The following is a 15541-nucleotide window of genomic DNA, read 5'->3' as shown; positions in this document are numbered from 1 at the left end:
TCGACCGTGTTCTGGCGCAGGCGCAACCGGCCTCAATTTGAATTCATCGCATCGCCAGGCCGTCGTGGTGCGCCGATCCCGTCCGCCGCTGACCGACAGGCGAGCGGAGTTTCTGCGCTCCGCGTCATGAAGACGCTGGTGGGCGGCGCACCAGTCCGTCGATCCGCTGTGTTGCATCAGCACGTGTGCACGTTAAGGTCCACTCGTCGGCCTCAGTGAACAGGCCGGTAGAAAAGTTGAGAACTTCATGACTGCACCAGCAGATACCTCGTTACTCGAAGAGCGGGTCGGCCACTACTACCAGATGGGCGGCACCTACCTGGTGGGCCGCGAGAAGCTGCGCGAATACGCGCGTGCCGTGCAGGACTACAACCCTGTGCACTGGGACGTCGCTGCCGCCGCTGAGATGGGGTATTCCGACGTCACCGCACCGCTGACATTCACCTCGACACCCGGTATGAGCTGCAATCGCCGGATGTTCGAGCAGATCGTCGTCGGCTACGACACCTACCTGCAGACCGAAGAGGTCTTCGAGCAGCATCGCCCGATCGTGGCGGGCGACGAACTGACCGTCGACGTCGAACTGACGTCCGTCCGCAGGACCGCGGGCAGAGACTTCATCACCGTCACCAACACCTTCACCGACACCGCGGGCGAGGTGGTGCACACACTGCACACCACCGTCGTCGGCGTGACCTCCGAGGACATCAATGCGGAGGTCAAGGTGGCCGTCCAGAACGCGATGATGCACGACATCAACATTTTCGACGTCGGCGCCGAGGACAACTACGTGAAGGAGGTTCGCCCCCCTGGCGAGCTTCGGATCTCCGACGGCGGGCTGACCCGCAAGCCAGGGACACCCTCCTTCGACGACGTACAGGTTGGCTTCGAACTACCCGTCCATCACACCCGACTGTCCCGTGGCGACCTCGTGAACTATGCGGGCGTATCCGGCGACGCCAACCCGATCCACTGGGACGAGTCGATCGCCAAGGTGGCCGGGCTACCCGATGTGATCGCCCACGGAATGCTCACCATGGGCCTGGGTGCCGGCTACGCGTCGACGTGGCTACGCGACCCGGGCGCGGTCACCCGCTACACCGTGCGGCTGTCGCAGCCCGCGATCGTGTCGGCCAAAGAAGGCGCCGACATCGAGTTCAGCGGCAGGGTCAAGTCGCTGGACCCGGAGACCCGCAGCGGTGTCGTGGTCGTCGCCGCGAAGTCCGCCGGTAAGAAGATCTTCGGCATGGCGACGCTGAACGTCCGCTTCAGCTGATTAGACGAGTGCCTCTTCGGGCTCGCGCTGGATCGGCTTCGGCCAGGGGCTGGGAACCGGCCGCGGCCGCACCCACTTCGGCCACCAGAACCACCTGCCGAGCAGGGTGGCCAACGAGGGGGTCATCAGCGAGCGGACCACCAAGGTGTCGAACAACAGGCCGAGGCCGATGGTGGTACCGACCTGCCCGATGGTGATCAGCTTGCTGACGCCCATCGACATCATCGTGAACGCGAACACCAGACCGGCAGCGGTGACGACGGAGCCGGTGCCGACCATCGCCCGGATGGTTCCGGTCTTCAGGCCGGCGTGGATCTCCTCCTTCATTCGGGAGACCAACAGCAGGTTGTAGTCCGCCCCGACGGCCAGCAGCACGATGACCGACATCGGCATCACCAGCCAGTGCAGCGGGATCCCGATGATGTGCTGCCACAACAACACCGACAGACCGAACGAGGCGGCCAGGCTCAGCACCACGGTGCCGACGATGACCGCGGCGGCGGCCACCGCCCGGGTGAGGATCGTCATGATCAGGAAAATCAGAATCAGCGCCGCCACCGCCGCGATCAGCAGGTCGTAGTTCGCACCGGTTTGCAGGTCGTTGTAGGTGGCCGCACTGCCGCCCAGATAGATCGTCGAGCCCTCCAGCGGGGTGCCCTTGATGGCGTCGGCGGCCGCGACCTTCAGCGGTTCGATGCGCGAGATGCCCTCGGGGGTAAGCGGATCGCCCTGGTGGATGATCGTGAAGCGCACGGCATGGCCGTCGGGCGAGATGAAAAGCTTGATGCCGCTGAGGAAGTCGGCGTTGGTGAACGCCTCCGGCGGGAGATAGAACGAGTCGTCGTTCAGGGACGCATCAAACGCATCCCCCATCGCCGTCGAATCCTCCTGCTGGGCCATGTTCAGATCCTGCTGTGCCTTCTGGATCTGGTACTGGTTCAGGATGATCTGCTTCTGATTCTTCATCGTCTGAATCTGCGCAGGCATCACCGCAACCATCTGCGGCATCAGCTCCGCCATGCGCTGCATGTCGGGAACCATGTCCTGGAAGTCGTCGGACATGACGTTGATGCCGTCGAGGCTTTCGAAGACCGACCGCATGGACCAGCAGACCGGAATGTTGGAGCAGTGCGGCTCCCAGTAGAAGTAGTTGCGTATCGGCCGGAAGAAGTCGTCGAAGTCCGCCAGGTGGTCCCGCACCTCGCCCATGTGGTCGGAGGTGTTGGCCATCTTGTCGGCCATCCGTTGTGACACCTCGGCCAGATCGCCTTGGATGCTCATCATCTCGGTCATCGCGTCGATGCTGACCTGGAGGTCGTCGGCCTGTTTGAGCAGGTTTTCCAGATTGCGCTGCATGTAGTCGTTGTTCATGATCTGGCCGGTGCCGCTCTGGCTGAGCGTGTACGGGATCGTGGAATGCTCGATCGGTTTGCCGTCCGGCCGCGTGATCGTCTGGACCTGCGCGATACCGTGCACGCGGACAAGGGCTTTGGCGATCTTGTCGATGACGAGGAAGTCCGCCGGGTTACGCAGATCGTGGTCGGTCTCGATCAGCATCAGATCCGGATTCATCTTGGCCTGCGTGAAATGCCGGTCCGCAGCGGCGTATCCGATGTTGGCCGGGACATCGTCGGGCAGGTACTTCCGGTCGTTGTAGGCGGTGTGATACCCAGGCAGGGCGAGCAGCCCGATCAGCGCCACCGTGATGGCGAACACGAGGATCGCGCCCGGCCAGCGCACCGTGGCGGTGCCGACCTTGTGCCACAGCCGGGACTGTCCTATCCGCTTGGGTTCCAGCACCTTCCCGAAGCGGCTGCACACCGTGATGATCGCGGGGCCGAGGGTCAGCGCCGCCGCGACCACCATCGTCATACCGATCGACAGGGGCAAGCCCAACGTCTGGAAGTACGGGAGCCGGGTGAAGTACAGGCACAGGCTGGCGCCGGCGATCGTCATGCCGGAGGCAAGCACCACATGCGCCGTTCCACGGAACATGGTGTAGTACGCGGTTTCCCGGTCCTCGCCGTTTCGGCGCGCTTCGTGATATCGGCCAATCAGGAAGATGGCGTAGTCGGTGGCCGCGGCGATCGCCATCGTCACCACCATGTTGATCGCGAACGTGGTGAGCCCGAAGACGTTGTGGTAACCCAGGACCGCGATGATGCCGCGGGCCGAGAACAATCCCAGTGCCACCATCGTCATCACAACCGCCGTGGTCACCACGGATCGGTAGACGATCAGCAGCATGACGATGATGACGGCGAAGGTGAAGAGCTCGATGGTCTTCATGCTCTTGTCGCCGACCACGGTCAGATCGGCACTCAGTGCCGAGGGACCGGTGACGTACACCCGCAGACCCTCGGGAGCGTCTGCGCCCTCGGCGATCTCGCGCACCGTCTTAACGGATTCGTTGGCCAGCGCCTCGCCCTGGTCGCCGGAGATGTAGACCTGGACGTAGGCGGCCTCGCCGTCCACGCTCTGCGCGCCGGTCTCGGTCAACGAGTCGCCCCAGAAGTCCTGGACGTGCTGCACATGCTTGGTGTCGGCGCGTAACCGCTCCACCAGACCGTCGTAGAAGCGGTGCGCCTCGGCGCCCAGGGGCTCGTCGCCCTCGAGGACGATCATCACCGAGCTGGAGGTGTCGTACTCCTCGAACACCTTGCCTACGCGTTTGGTCGCGATCATCGACGGCGAGTCCGACGGGCTCATCGACACCGCGCGCATCTTGCCGACGTCGTCGAGCGGCGGAACCACGGTGTTCATCAGGGCGATGATCGCGATCCACGCCACGATGATCGGGATGGCGAATTTCCGGATCAGGCGCGGCAGCCGCGGTTGGGCCCGGTGCCCGGCGACCGGAAGGGCGTCGGTGTCGACGTCGGTTGGGTCTTCGACGGTGGCGCTCATGCCGACTTCACCAAGCAGTAGGTTTCGGCGTTCACGCCCGTTGCGGTCCTTTCATCCTTGACCTCGCCATCGACGGTGACGCGGCAGGTGATGCTGTCCCCGTCGCCCTGTGCCAGCAGGCTCACCGACGCGGCTGCGGCATCCGTCTCCAGCGAGATCGACCAGGGCAGCGGAACGTCCGGCGCGCGCTGCGGCTTGCCGTCGAGGTCCATGTAGTTGATGACGGCGGAGTTGCCCGACCCGAACACCTCATAGACCACCACTTTGGGGCTGGTGTCCTCGGCGGTCCCCGCACCGATCGGCGTGACCACCACCGGATGTGCGCCGAACACCGCGCGCAGCTGGCTCACCGCGAGGGCGCCCGCCGCGACCGCGGCCACGATCAGGATCGGTAGCCACGCCCTCCGAAGCACCCGCGTCATCGCGTCTGCCCGCAAATATTGATTGCCAGCTGCAGCGATGGAGCAGGACGACAGTCGTAGACAACGGTCATCGCGTGGCCTTTCGGCATTGAGAACGGCAGGCGGAACTGGCGCCCGATCTTGGTCTAGAGAGATAACCTAACCAAATAAGTGGATAGGATCAATCCGAATGGATTGCTTGCATCCACTTTTAATGTTGCCTTGATTACACTCGGCGCGATGGAGACCTCGATGGAAGCGGATCGCCCGCTGCGAAAGGATGCCGAACGCAACCGGCAGCGCATCCTCGCGGCGGCCCGCGATCTGTTCGCGACGAGGGGCCTGGAACCCAATCTCAACGACATCGCCCACCATGCCGGTGTCGGCGTCGGCACCATCTACCGCAGGTTCTCGACCAAGGAGGAGTTGCTCGAGGCGCTCTTCGAGGACGCCATGCACCAACTCGCCGATCTTGCCGAAGAAGCGCTGCGCCAACCGGATTCGTGGCAGGGCTTCTCCTGGTACATGGAGCGGATGTGTGAGATGACGGCCACTGACCGCGGCGCCCGCGAGATCGCCTTCAGCAAGGCCTACGCCGGCGAGCGGGTTCGGGCCGCCCAGGAACGTCTGAAACCGCTGCTGGCCCAGCTCGTCGAGCGAGCGCAGGCCGACGGCCACCTGCGCGCCGATATGGCACCCACCGACATGCCGATCTGCGGCCTGCTGTCCGGCACCGTCACCGAGTTCGCCGGCCACGTCGGCGGCGACCTGTGGCGGCGTTACGTCGGCCTCCTGCTCGACGGCATGCGCCAACGCGACGACCAGGAACCCCTGCCGGTGGCCGCGCTGGACTCCGACCAGCTCGACGGCGCCATGAGCACCTGGGAACCGGCGGGCCCCTGCAGTCGGATGAGACCGTCGGCGACCGACTAGCGCAGAGCAGGTGGATTAAGTCGCCGCAGCGGGTACGGCTTAGCGATGAAGACTCGTCCGGGAGCTGACTCGAGATGACCGGCGATCGTCCCAAGGTACTGGTCATCGGCGGCGGCTTCGGCGGGTTGTTCTGTGCCCGCCGACTCGGCCGGGTGGACGTGGACGTGACGCTGCTCGACCGCACCGCCTGCCACGTGTTTCAGCCGCTGCTGTACCAATGCGCGACGGGGACGTTGAGCATCGGCCAGATCAGCCGGTCGCTACGTGAAGAATTCGAGCATCACCGCAATGTCCAGACGCTCCTCGGTGAGGCGGTCCGGCTCGACCCCAGCGCACGCCGCGTCACGGCCCGTCGCCCCGACGAATCGCAGTTCGACCTCGACTACGACTACCTCGTCATCGCGGCCGGGATGCGCCAGTCTTACTTCGGCAACGAGGAATTCGCCGCCTGGGCGCCCGGGATGAAGACGCTCGACGACGCGCTCAGCATTCGGCGGCGCGTGTTCGCGGCGTTCGAAATCGCCGAATCGCTGCCCGCCGGTCCGGAGCGCGATCAATGGCTGACCTTCGCCGTCGCGGGTGCAGGGCCCACGGGCGTCGAACTAGCCGGACAGATAAGGGAACTCGCGACCCGCTCGCTGGCCAACGAGTTTCACAGCATCGAACCCGAAGAGGCCCGGGTGCTGCTGTTCGACGGTGGCGATCGTGTGCTCAAGAGCTTCACCCCGGCGCTCACCGACCGGGCGACGCGGGTGCTCGAGGAGTTGGGTGTCGAGTTGCACTTCGGTGTGCACGTCTCCGACGTCCGGCGCGACGGTGTGACGGTGAGCCCGAAAGACGGTGGCCCCAGCAGGGATCACGCCACGCGCACCGTCCTCTGGACGGCAGGAGTCGAGGCGGTGCCCTTCGCGCGACATGCCGCGGAAGTGCTGGGCGCCGACACCGACCGGTCGGGGCGCATTGCCGTGAATGCCGATCTGTCGGTGGCCGGGCACCCCGAGGTGTTCGTCATCGGCGATCTGGCCGGCCGCGACGGCCTACCGGGCGTGGCCGAGAATGCCATGCAGGGCGGACTCCACGTCGCCGCGTCCATTCGGCGGGATCTCGATGGGCGCGGGCGCAAGGCCTTTCGCTATCGCGACCTCGGTTCGGCGGCGTATATCAGCCGAGGCCACGCCGTGCTGCAGGTCGGGCCGATAAAGATGAGCGGCGCCCTGGGCTGGCTCGGCTGGGGCTTGATCCACATCGCGTTCCTCACGGGCGTACGCAACCGGTTCAGCACGGTCGGAACGTGGTTGGCGACGATCGCACGGGCCAATCGGAGCGACCGCTCGTTCATCCTCGGCGGATCGGGCCATCCCGAGGAGCCCTACACCTGGGAATCGCCGGTGCATCAGGGGAAGCGCTCCGCTGACCAATGACCGTTCCGGTTACGACGGAACGAGTCGGGGTACGGGAGCAGACATGACCACACCCGATGAGCACGCCGCGTCCAAACCCGTCAAGGACGAGGACGTCCTGGCGCCCGCCACACCTGGCGCTGAGGCGCTTCCGTTGCCCGAAGACGAAGTCGATAAGCCCTCGGCTACGTGATCCTGTGACGCAGCGTGGCCGCCTTCCTGGTGAGGTGGTTGCGTTCGGCGACGGTGTGCGCCTGCGCGGCGGCCTGCGCGTAAAGATCTGCGGCCGAGTCGAATTCACCTGTCTTCTCACGTAGATGGGCGAGCGCGGCGGTATAACGCGGCAGCGTCGGGTCGAGCTCAGCGAGCGCCGCCAGCCCCGCCTGCGGCCCATCGGCCTCTCCGACGGCGACGGCACGATTGAGCCGTACCACCGGACTGTCCGTGAGCGCGACGAGCTCGTCGTACCACTCGACGATCTGCACCCAGTCGGTCTCGCCGGCGCTCTGCGCGTCGGCGTGCAGCGCGGCGATCGCGGCCTGCGCCTGATACTCGCCGAGCCGGTCGCGGGCGAGCGCTGCCTGCAGCACCGCGACGCCTTCGGCAACCAGGTCTCGGCGCCACAACGTCCGATCCTGCTCGGCCAGCGGCACGAGGCTGCCGTCGGCGCGGGTACGGGCCGGCCGCCGCGCATGGTGCAGCAGGAAAAGCGCGAGCAGGCCCGCGACCTCTTCGTCGTCGGTCATCCCGGCCAGCTGGCGGGCCAGCCGGAGCGCTTCTTCGGCGAGATCGACGTCGCCGCTGTACCCCTCGTTGAAGATCAGATACAGCACCTTCAACACCGTGCGCAGGTCGCCGGGACGATTGAGCCGAACCTCGCTGACGGTCCGCTTGGCCCGGCTGATCCGTTGTGCCATCGTCGCTTCGGGCACGAGGTAGGCCTGCGCGATCTGTCGAGTGGTCAGACCCCCGACGGCGCGCAGCGTCAGCGCTATGGCCGACGACGGCGTGAGGCTCGGATGTGCGCACAGGAAGTAGAGCTCGAGGGTGTCGTCGGTGGATTCGACCGGCCCGGGCGGCGGCTCGTTGAACACCTTCTCTTCACGAAGGTGACGCGAGATATCGGAACGAGTGAGGTCGAGGAAGCGCCGCCACGCGGTAGTGATCAGCCAGCCCTTGGGATCGTCGGGTGGGTTAGCGGACCCCGTCACCCATGCCTCCCAGGCCCGGATCAGCGCCTCCTGCACAGCATCCTCGGCGGCCGTGAAGTCGGCGCCACGGCGAACGAGCGCGGCCAACACACCGGGAATCAGGTCCCGGAGTCGCGCTTCGTCGACCGCGGCGGCGGACATCACTCGGCGGGAGGAAGGTGGTCGCCGCTCATGAACGGTCGTACCTCGAGCCACTCGTGGATCGGCTTCCCGCCGGCGCCGGGCGCCGCCGACAACTCTCCGGCCAGTTCGACGGCACGCTCATAGGAGTCGACGTCGACGATCATGTACCCCGCGATCAGATCCTTGGTCTCCGCGAATGGCCCATCAGTCACGGGTGGCTTGCCCTCACCGTCATAGCGCACCCAGGCCCCCTCGGGCATCAATGCCTGGCTGTCGACGTACTCGCCGCTGTCTCTGAGCCGGTCGGCGTAGTCCTGCATGTACTGGATATGGGCCCTGACCTCGTCAGGCGCCCATTGGTCCATCGGCACATCGTTGACCGACGCCGGCGCGCCCCGGTAGTGCTTGAGAAACAGGTACTTGGGCATGGCTTCCTCCCTATCAGTGTGGCGACCGTTGTTGATCGCTCACCCCTGGGACGGAGCCGTCACGGTGTCCTCGACATCCCGTCCGGCCTAGACCTCAGGTGTGCCGGGAAGGCCCATCGTGCCGTTGGTGTTCGGCACCAGAGACGGCGCCGGTATGCCGCCGTCGGCCGCATTGTCGCCGGGGATGCCGTCGTCGGCGACGGGACCCCATGCGCCACCACCGCAGAAGGGAGGACTCTGCGAGCTTCGTCGCTCACGTCAATACTGCGGGCGCTGCGGGCTCTCCCCTCGGTTGGGAGGCAACCCCTTCCAGCTGCGAGTGCTTCCGTCCTGGCCGGCGCGATCACGCCGTCCCACGATGGGCAGATGCACCATCACAGACACATCGTGCGGAGCGCCGCGGCCCTCGCCGCCGCCATGGGTATCGGCCGATTCGTGTACACGCCGATCCTGCCGCTGATGACAACGCAGGCAGCTCTTGCCCCGCACACCGCAGCAGCATTGGCAACAGCCAATTACGGGGGCTACCTTGCCGGCGCGCTGGCCGGTTCCATCTGGCCAAGAGCCGCACACTCCGTCCGTGTCTGTCGCGTCTCGCTTACCGTGCTCGTAGCCAGCCTGGCGGTAATGCCTCTGGCCACCAACGCAATTGAGTGGTTGGCGCTGCGAGCCCTGACAGGACTCACCAGCGCGCTGGTGTTCGTGATCGCCGTCAACACCCTGCTGCAGCATCTGCACGGACAGCCAGCCCATCTGGCCGGCTGGGGACTAGGCGGGGTTGGCGGCGGCATCGCGCTGTCTGCAGTTCTGGTGCTGGCCAGCAGGCACTGGCAGCTGGCGTGGTTGACCTCGGCGGCTGCGGCCGCCGTATTGGCCGCCGTCGCATGGGCGATGCGCGCGGCGCCAGAAGCCCCGTCGCCGGGGACACCGCCGAACGATGTCGAGGCTCGTCCGCCGCACCGCGCCTTCGCACTGCTCGCCGCGAGCTACACCCTGGAGGGCGTCGGATACATCATTGCCGGCACGTTTCTCGTCGCCGCCGTGGCTCAGGGCGCACCCCATTGGCTTGGCGGCGGAACGTGGTTGGTCGTCGGTCTTGCGACTGTGCCGTCGGCCGCACTGTGGGCCGCGCTCAGTGCTCGGTGGTCGCACCCGGGACTGCTCGTGGCGGCACTTTGCGTGCAGGCTGTGGGGATCGCCATCGCAAGCTGCTTCGGCGGGGTAGCGGCCGCACTGATCGGAGCGGTGCTCTTCGGTGGCACGTTCATCGGTGTCAGCACGCTCTCGTTGGCGGCCGGCCGACTGCTCCGGTACCCGCGAGCTGTCGCACTGCTGACCGTCGGCTACTCGGTCGGTCAAATCGTCGGTCCCGCGGCGGTAAGCCCGTTGCTGCATGAAGGATACCGGCCAGCTTTGCTGGTGGCGGCGGTCACCGTACTAGCTGCGGCCGTCGTCGCGGGCCTGATGCGGATCGTCGGCAGGCAACCAGATCGAAGCGTCGCCGAGACTGAAATCCCCGACACCCCGCGTGAATTCGTCTATCAAAGCGTGGACCGACGGATTGTCCTCACTGCGCCGCCACACGAGCGACCATGTCCATAACGGTGACGGATCGACAACCGGCCTCCGCACGAGATCTCTCGGCAGCGGCTCGTCCTGTCCCTTCGGGTTGTTGAGGACGGGGCAACCCAACCCCCGCACATGCTCGAAGAACGTGGGACCGGTGACACCACCGTCGTCGGTCCGCATGATGCGAGCACCGGTGGCAGCGGCGAACTGCTCGCCGTATCGATTCCACGACGACCAACTGGCGGCGTCGGCATCGACGAGAACCACGGTGTCGCGTGCCTCGACGGGCGACTCATCGGAGCCGGCTTCGAGCGCATACAGCCGATCCACCCCGATGAGCCGAGCGTGTAGCGACAGTGACTCCAGGTCACTGTTCTGAACCCAACAGATTGCGAGGTCGAGGTTGCCTTCGGCCACCCGTGCGGCCTGTGCGTGAGACGGCATCACCCAGGTGTCCACACGCAACTGTGCGACTCCTGCCGCGCGGTCGACCCAGTCAGTCGGACACCAGTTCACGTAGCCGATGCGGACGGGTTGAGATGCTCCGAGACCGCCTGCCCGCCTGCGCAACTCGTCTGCTGCGGTGATCAGCGCTCGCGCATCCGGAAGCAACGCCGTGCCTGCGGGTGTGAGTACGACGGAGCGCCGGTCCCGGTCGAACAGCGTCACTTTGAGGTCGCGTTCCAAAGCCTTGATCTGTTGAGACAGCGACGGACCGGCAATGCGTAGACGTTGAGCCGCGCGACCGAAGTTCAGCTCCTCGGCCACGGCGACGAAGTATCGCAGCTGCCGCAGCTCCATCGGCCCAGCCTAGTAGTCCCAGCCTCTCAGCAGGGAGCCGTTTCGTCGCGTCTGCCAGGCATGACCGCTGTCCTCACCACGTTGAGCCACGCATACCGCGAGGAACGAGGAAAGGGACGATCATGAATACTTCGACTCGAGTCGCCATCATCACCGGTGCCTCCCAGGGCATCGGTGCCGGACTGGTGCAGGGGTACCGCAACCTGGGCTACGCCGTCGTCGCCAACTCCCGACATATCGGCGAGAGCGACGACCCGATGGTGCTCACAGTTGCAGGTGACATCTCGGCGCCAGGCGTCGGCCAACGCATAGTCGACGCCGCGATGCAACGGTTCGGTCGTGTCGACACCGTGGTCAACAACGCCGGTATCTTCATCGCCAAACCGTTCACCGAATACACCGACGCCGATTACGAGGCGATCACCGGAGTGAACACGCGAGGCTTCTTCGAGGTCACCCGTTCCGCATTGAAGGTGATGCAAGCAGGCGGCCACATCGTCACCATCTCCACCAGTTTGGTCGACCAGGCCAGTTCGAAAGCGCCGTCGGCGCTGGCTTCGCTGACGAAGGGTGGACTCAACGCTGCGACCAAGGCGCTGGCAGTCGAGTACGCCGGTCGCGGGATCCGGGCCAACTCGGTCGCTCTCGGGGTGATCAGCACACCGATGCATGACCCGTCGACGCACGAGGCCCTGGCATCGCTGAATCCCATGGAGCGACTCGGGCACGTCGACGACGCCGTCGACGCGGTGTTGTACCTCGAGCAGGCCGGCTTCGTCACCGGCGACATCGTGCACGTGGACGGTGGTCAAAGTGCAGGACGCTGACGGGATTCTGCGCGCGCTGCTGGACCAGTGGAAGAACGGGATCGACGCTCACGATCCGGCATTGGTGGCCAGCGTATTCAGCGACCAGGCGATTTTTCAGGGGCTGCGCCCGTACAGCGTTGGGCCGCAGGGAGTTTACGACTACTACGACACGCAGCCACCGGGGATGACGGTCGACTACCAGATCCTGGAATCCCGTCGGCTCAGCTTCGATATGGCGCTCGGCTACGTGGCTGCGGAGTTCGCGTATCACGACCGGGAGTCCGTACACCTGCGTATCGGCGTCGTCGTCATCCGCACGAGCAAGGACTGGCAGATCGTGTCCTACCAGGCCAGTCCTGCGCCGAAGTGACCTCAGGTGGGGCGGGCCACTCCCGCGAGCTTTTGAATGAAGCGAATCTCGTTGTCGTCGTGGGCCCGTCCGTCAGGGTGGATGAGATCGCTGAACCATGTCTGGGGAAGCGTGGTGTACGGCTTCTGCCACGAGTCCCACGGATAGTAGGTCTGCGTCCGTCCGGCGACGAAGCCCCAGTTGTACGCGCCGACGTTGCGCCGCTTGGCGATCGGAAGAATCCCCTCCACAGTGCTGCCCAGCTGTCGGGCCAGGTACTCGGTGCAGATGATGGGCCGTCCCAGCGGGGTGAGCTCGTCGATGCGGGCCTCGAACTCGCCGGGATCGCCGTAGCTGTGGAAGCTGATCACGTCCGAGAGCTCGAGTTGCAGGCTGGCGATCGAGCTGCGGCCGGCGGGGTCCCGCCAATGGCCCTGCCACACACCGCTGGTCAGCGGTTGAACCGGATTGACGGCCCGCACCCATTGGAAGACGTGGGGCAGGAACGCCTCGACGAGTTCCAGCTTGTCCGGGTGTTCCACATTTTTGTAGTCGCGCGCCGGATTGTCCGGCTCGTTCCAGACGTCCCAGCCGAGGACGCGCGGATCGTTACGGAACAGTCCCACGACGCCGGTGACATAGCTCTGCAGGACGCGGGTGTACGCCGGATCCTGCAACCGGTGCGCCCCCGGACTCTGCACCCAGCCGGAGTTGTGCACCCCCTTGATCGGCGCGCGTTGACGGCCCGCCCGCGGTAACGGATCCCAGCACGAGTCGAACAGCACGAAGAGCGGCTTGATGTGGTGGCTCGCCGCGATCGCGACGAACTCGGAGAGCCGGCGGCTGAACCCCGCCCGGTCGGTGGCCCACAGCTGATCATGGAGGAACACCCGCATCGTGTTCATCCCGATGCGCCTGGCGACGCTGAGCTCGCCGTCGATACGTCGCGGGTCGTACGTGCCCGCCTGGAACATCTCGATCTGGTTGACGGCGTTCGAGGTGACGTAGTTCGCGCCGAGTAGCCAACCCTGAGCCTCGTACCAGGCGTGAGCACGCTCAGCCGACCATCGACCTTCCGCAGCCGAGGCGAGGGGGATTTTGGTCAGTGCCGCGGCTGCTGCCAGGTACAACGGCAGTTTCAGGGCGGTTCTGCGGTGCACCTTGTGACAATAGGGTCCGCGAACGGTTTCACCGACCCGCATGTCTGATGTTGCAACACAACAGGTTTCGAATTGTTATCGAAACGCGGACGGAGAAGATTGCTCACCGGACCAGTGGCACCCCGTCGAGAAGGATCTGCTGACGGGTCATGAACCGTGACTCGTCGGACAGCAGGTAGCGGGCGGGGTACGCGACTCCCACAACGCTGATTCATCTCGACGGTTTCTCACGACCGGACTCGTTCGTCATCCCGACGGCCTCGGTCGGGATCGTGCCCCCTATCGGCGCGACCCGGAATAACCCGCGGGGCCACCCTCGTTGCCGCAGGAATGCCCGAAGCCAGAACACGTCGAATGCGGCGCTGGGAGATGGACGGTATCGGCCGCGATCGGTTGGCGCTGAGAGAGGTCTCGGTGCCCGAACCTGGAGCCGGCGAGGTCGTGGTCGAGGTGGCGGCGGTATCGCTGAACTACCGCGACAAGATGGTGGTCGAGACGGGACGCGGCTTGCCGCTGCAGTTCCCGTTCACCCCCGGATCGGATCTGTCCGGAACGGTGGTCGCGGTGGGCGACGGCGTCACCCGGTTCACGGTTGGCGACCGCGTCATCTCGACGTTCACCCCCGGCTGGCGCGACGGCCGCCGCGGAGGCGATGCACGCACTCCCTCGTACCGCACACTTGGCGGCTTCTCCCCCGGCGTGCTCGCCGAGTTCGTGCGCTTCTCCGAGGAGTGGTTCGTGCGCGCGCCGGCCACGTTGTCGCCCGCCGAGGCCAGCACGCTGCCCTGCGCCGGTCTCACCGCGTGGTTCGCGCTCGTCGAACGTGGTGGCGTACGCGCCGGTGACGTCGTGCTGGTCGAAGGCACCGGTGGCGTATCGCTGTTCGGTATCCAGATCGCCAAGGTGCATGGTGCACAGGTAATCGTGTCCGGAAGCGCGACCAAACTCGATCGCGCCCTGGCCTTGGGCGCCGATCACGGAGTGGACCGCAACCGGCCGGACTGGGTCGAGGCGATCTACAAGCTCACCGCTGACCACGGGGCTGACCACGTCCTGGAGATCGTCGGCGGTGCCCACCTCGGCACGGCTGTGCAGGTCACCGCCGTCGGCGGCACGATCCATCAGATCGGGGCGTTGGAAGGGTTCGAGATCAGCGCGCCAGTGATGCCATTGATGTTGAAGGACATCGTCATTCAAGGCATCGGAACCGGGCACCGGCGGGCACTCGAACAACTCGTCGACGCGGTCGACCGTACCGGGCTGAGGCCGGTCATCGACCGGCGGTACCCGATGACGGACCTTCCCGACGCCCTGGACCGGCTCGACCGCGGACCGTTCGGCAAGGTGGTCATCGAAATAGGCAGCTGAGGACGGCGTTGCCACTAATCATGTTGTGCGCAGACGTGAGTCCGGCGCGTGGTGCCCAAGAATGGAGGCGGCCCTCACCGCGGTCTCAAGGCGCGCAGGCGTGTGCGTGGGCACGCGGCCTTACGATGATCCGATGGCAAAGCGCAACGCCGCCCCACCGTCGGACCCGGCCACGGAACAGGTCGAGGACTCGAAATCGGCCCTCACCCGGGCCCGCATCCTCGATGCCGCGGCCCACGTCCTGTCCGCGAAGGGGTATGCCGGTTTGCGCCTCACCGACGTCGCGGAGCGGGCGGAGCTACGCGCCCCGGCCATCTATTACTACTACGCATCACGCGACGACCTCATCGAAGAAGTGATGTGGGTGGGCATCGCCGACATGCGCGAGCACGTCGCCGCCGTCCTGGACCAACTCCCCGACGGCACAGCACCGATGGAACGCCTCCTCACCGCCGCGGAAGCCCATCTGCGCCACGCATTGGAGATCTCCGACTACACCACCGCATCGATCCGCAACGCCGGACAGGTGCCCCTCACGATTCGCAAACGCCAGATCCGCGAGGAGGAACGCTATGGAGAGATCTGGCGCAAGCTGATCAATGATCTGGCACGCGACGGACAACTACGCGCCGATTTGGACTTCTACATTGCGCAGATGCTCGTCCTGGGCGCCCTCAACTGGGCCGTCGAATGGTGGCACCCCCGGCGCGGTTCCATCGACGCGGTGGTCGCCAACGCGCAATCAGTGATCCGACACGGCCTGGGCGCCAACGTGTAGGCCATAGCTGCCCTACCCCAAATTTTAA

At 65.7% G+C, this 15541-nt stretch carries 14 protein-coding genes and 1 pseudogene; 9 read left to right on the top strand and 6 right to left on the bottom strand.

Annotated features, from left to right (window positions below; all coding sequences use genetic code 11):
• The first annotated feature begins 247 nt into the window (after positions 1-247).
• Complete coding sequence (locus G6N43_RS03045) at positions 248-1276, top strand: fused (3R)-hydroxyacyl-ACP dehydratase subunits HadA/HadB (RefSeq protein WP_083155929.1); 1029 nt, start codon at positions 248-250, stop codon at positions 1274-1276.
• Here G6N43_RS03045 and G6N43_RS03040 read toward each other — a convergent pair whose 3' ends face one another.
• A complete protein-coding gene (locus tag G6N43_RS03040; RefSeq protein ID WP_083155927.1) occupies positions 1277-4183 on the bottom strand; it encodes an MMPL/RND family transporter in 2907 nt (968 codons plus the stop codon). It abuts the gene before it with no gap.
• Positions 4180-4605, bottom strand: coding sequence for an MmpS family transport accessory protein (locus tag G6N43_RS03035; RefSeq protein ID WP_083155925.1), 426 nt, complete (start codon positions 4603-4605; stop codon positions 4180-4182). Before G6N43_RS03035 ends, G6N43_RS03040 begins: the two co-directional genes overlap by 4 nt.
• A gap of 219 nt (positions 4606-4824) precedes the next feature.
• Here G6N43_RS03035 and G6N43_RS03030 point away from each other — a divergent pair, with 219 nt between their 5' ends.
• The 3 genes from G6N43_RS03030 to G6N43_RS30830 all read left to right on the top strand — a co-directional run bounded on the left by G6N43_RS03030 (position 4825) and on the right by G6N43_RS30830 (position 7110).
• Complete coding sequence (locus G6N43_RS03030) at positions 4825-5517, top strand: TetR/AcrR family transcriptional regulator (protein ID WP_083155923.1); 693 nt, start codon at positions 4825-4827, stop codon at positions 5515-5517.
• Positions 5518-5591: 74 nt separating this feature from the next.
• A complete protein-coding gene (locus G6N43_RS03025) occupies positions 5592-6938 on the top strand; it encodes an NAD(P)/FAD-dependent oxidoreductase (RefSeq protein ID WP_083155921.1) in 1347 nt (448 codons plus the stop codon).
• A 43-nt stretch (positions 6939-6981) separates the two neighbouring features.
• Complete coding sequence (locus G6N43_RS30830; protein WP_263991808.1) at positions 6982-7110, top strand: hypothetical protein; 129 nt, start codon at positions 6982-6984, stop codon at positions 7108-7110.
• On the opposite strand, the gene G6N43_RS03020 is transcribed toward G6N43_RS30830, so the two are convergent.
• Positions 7103-8269, bottom strand: coding sequence for an RNA polymerase sigma factor (locus tag G6N43_RS03020; RefSeq protein WP_083155919.1), 1167 nt, complete (start codon positions 8267-8269; stop codon positions 7103-7105). The two genes, G6N43_RS30830 and G6N43_RS03020, sit on opposite strands and share 8 nt — an antisense overlap.
• Positions 8269-8679: a YciI family protein gene (locus G6N43_RS03015; RefSeq protein WP_083155917.1), complete on the bottom strand. Its 411-nt coding sequence runs from the start codon at positions 8677-8679 to the stop codon at positions 8269-8271. The genes G6N43_RS03020 and G6N43_RS03015 overlap by 1 nt, the downstream gene beginning before the upstream one ends.
• Here G6N43_RS03015 and G6N43_RS30930 point away from each other — a divergent pair.
• Positions 8581-10074: pseudogene (locus tag G6N43_RS30930) on the top strand (YbfB/YjiJ family MFS transporter); the annotation flags it as partial. The gene G6N43_RS03015 and the pseudogene G6N43_RS30930 sit on opposite strands and share 99 nt — an antisense overlap.
• 42 nt (positions 10075-10116) lie before the next feature.
• On the opposite strand, the gene G6N43_RS03005 reads toward G6N43_RS30930, so the two are convergent.
• On the bottom strand, positions 10117-11049 hold the full coding sequence (locus G6N43_RS03005) for a LysR family transcriptional regulator (protein ID WP_083155914.1): 933 nt from the start codon (positions 11047-11049) through the stop codon (positions 10117-10119).
• 122 nt (positions 11050-11171) lie between these two features.
• Here G6N43_RS03005 and G6N43_RS03000 point away from each other — a divergent pair, with 122 nt between their 5' ends.
• Positions 11172-11876 carry an SDR family NAD(P)-dependent oxidoreductase gene (locus G6N43_RS03000; protein ID WP_083155912.1) on the top strand — a complete coding sequence of 235 codons (705 nt, stop codon included), beginning with the start codon at positions 11172-11174 and terminating at the stop codon, positions 11874-11876.
• A complete protein-coding gene (locus G6N43_RS02995; protein WP_083155910.1) occupies positions 11863-12228 on the top strand; it encodes a nuclear transport factor 2 family protein in 366 nt (121 codons plus the stop codon). Before G6N43_RS03000 ends, G6N43_RS02995 begins: the two co-directional genes overlap by 14 nt.
• A gap of 2 nt (positions 12229-12230) precedes the next feature.
• Here the strand turns inward: G6N43_RS02995 and G6N43_RS02990 are convergent, their stop codons facing one another.
• Positions 12231-13367 carry a glycoside hydrolase 5 family protein gene (locus G6N43_RS02990; protein ID WP_179967959.1) on the bottom strand — a complete coding sequence of 379 codons (1137 nt, stop codon included), beginning with the start codon at positions 13365-13367 and terminating at the stop codon, positions 12231-12233.
• A 354-nt stretch (positions 13368-13721) separates the two neighbouring features.
• On the opposite strand from G6N43_RS02990, the gene G6N43_RS02985 reads away from it, so the two are divergent.
• Positions 13722-14735, top strand: coding sequence for a zinc-dependent alcohol dehydrogenase family protein (locus G6N43_RS02985; RefSeq protein ID WP_234810215.1), 1014 nt, complete (start codon positions 13722-13724; stop codon positions 14733-14735).
• A 133-nt stretch (positions 14736-14868) separates the two neighbouring features.
• Entirely contained in the window at positions 14869-15513 is a 645-nt protein-coding gene (locus G6N43_RS02980; RefSeq protein WP_083155962.1) for a TetR/AcrR family transcriptional regulator, read from the top strand.
• The last annotated feature ends 28 nt before the right edge of the window (positions 15514-15541 follow it).

Source organism: Mycolicibacterium moriokaense, assembly GCF_010726085.1.
Classification (GTDB): Bacteria; Actinomycetota; Actinomycetes; order Mycobacteriales; family Mycobacteriaceae; genus Mycobacterium; species Mycobacterium moriokaense.
This window is presented reverse-complemented; position numbering and strand designations above follow the sequence as displayed.

Coding starts and splice junctions, on each gene's coding strand:
- G6N43_RS03020 (WP_083155919.1), bottom strand. CDS start 8,269: ATGTCCGCCGCCGCGGTCGACGAAGCGCGACTCCGGGACCTGATTCCC.
- G6N43_RS03025 (WP_083155921.1), top strand. CDS start 5,592: ATGACCGGCGATCGTCCCAAGGTACTGGTCATCGGCGGCGGCTTCGGC.
- G6N43_RS03035 (WP_083155925.1), bottom strand. CDS start 4,605: ATGACGCGGGTGCTTCGGAGGGCGTGGCTACCGATCCTGATCGTGGCC.
- G6N43_RS02985 (WP_234810215.1), top strand. CDS start 13,722: ATGCGGCGCTGGGAGATGGACGGTATCGGCCGCGATCGGTTGGCGCTG.
- G6N43_RS30830 (WP_263991808.1), top strand. CDS start 6,982: ATGACCACACCCGATGAGCACGCCGCGTCCAAACCCGTCAAGGACGAG.
- G6N43_RS03015 (WP_083155917.1), bottom strand. CDS start 8,679: ATGCCCAAGTACCTGTTTCTCAAGCACTACCGGGGCGCGCCGGCGTCG.
- G6N43_RS02980 (WP_083155962.1), top strand. CDS start 14,869: ATGGCAAAGCGCAACGCCGCCCCACCGTCGGACCCGGCCACGGAACAG.
- G6N43_RS03040 (WP_083155927.1), bottom strand. CDS start 4,183: ATGAGCGCCACCGTCGAAGACCCAACCGACGTCGACACCGACGCCCTT.
- G6N43_RS03000 (WP_083155912.1), top strand. CDS start 11,172: ATGAATACTTCGACTCGAGTCGCCATCATCACCGGTGCCTCCCAGGGC.
- G6N43_RS03005 (WP_083155914.1), bottom strand. CDS start 11,049: ATGGAGCTGCGGCAGCTGCGATACTTCGTCGCCGTGGCCGAGGAGCTG.
- G6N43_RS03030 (WP_083155923.1), top strand. CDS start 4,825: ATGGAGACCTCGATGGAAGCGGATCGCCCGCTGCGAAAGGATGCCGAA.
- G6N43_RS03045 (WP_083155929.1), top strand. CDS start 248: ATGACTGCACCAGCAGATACCTCGTTACTCGAAGAGCGGGTCGGCCAC.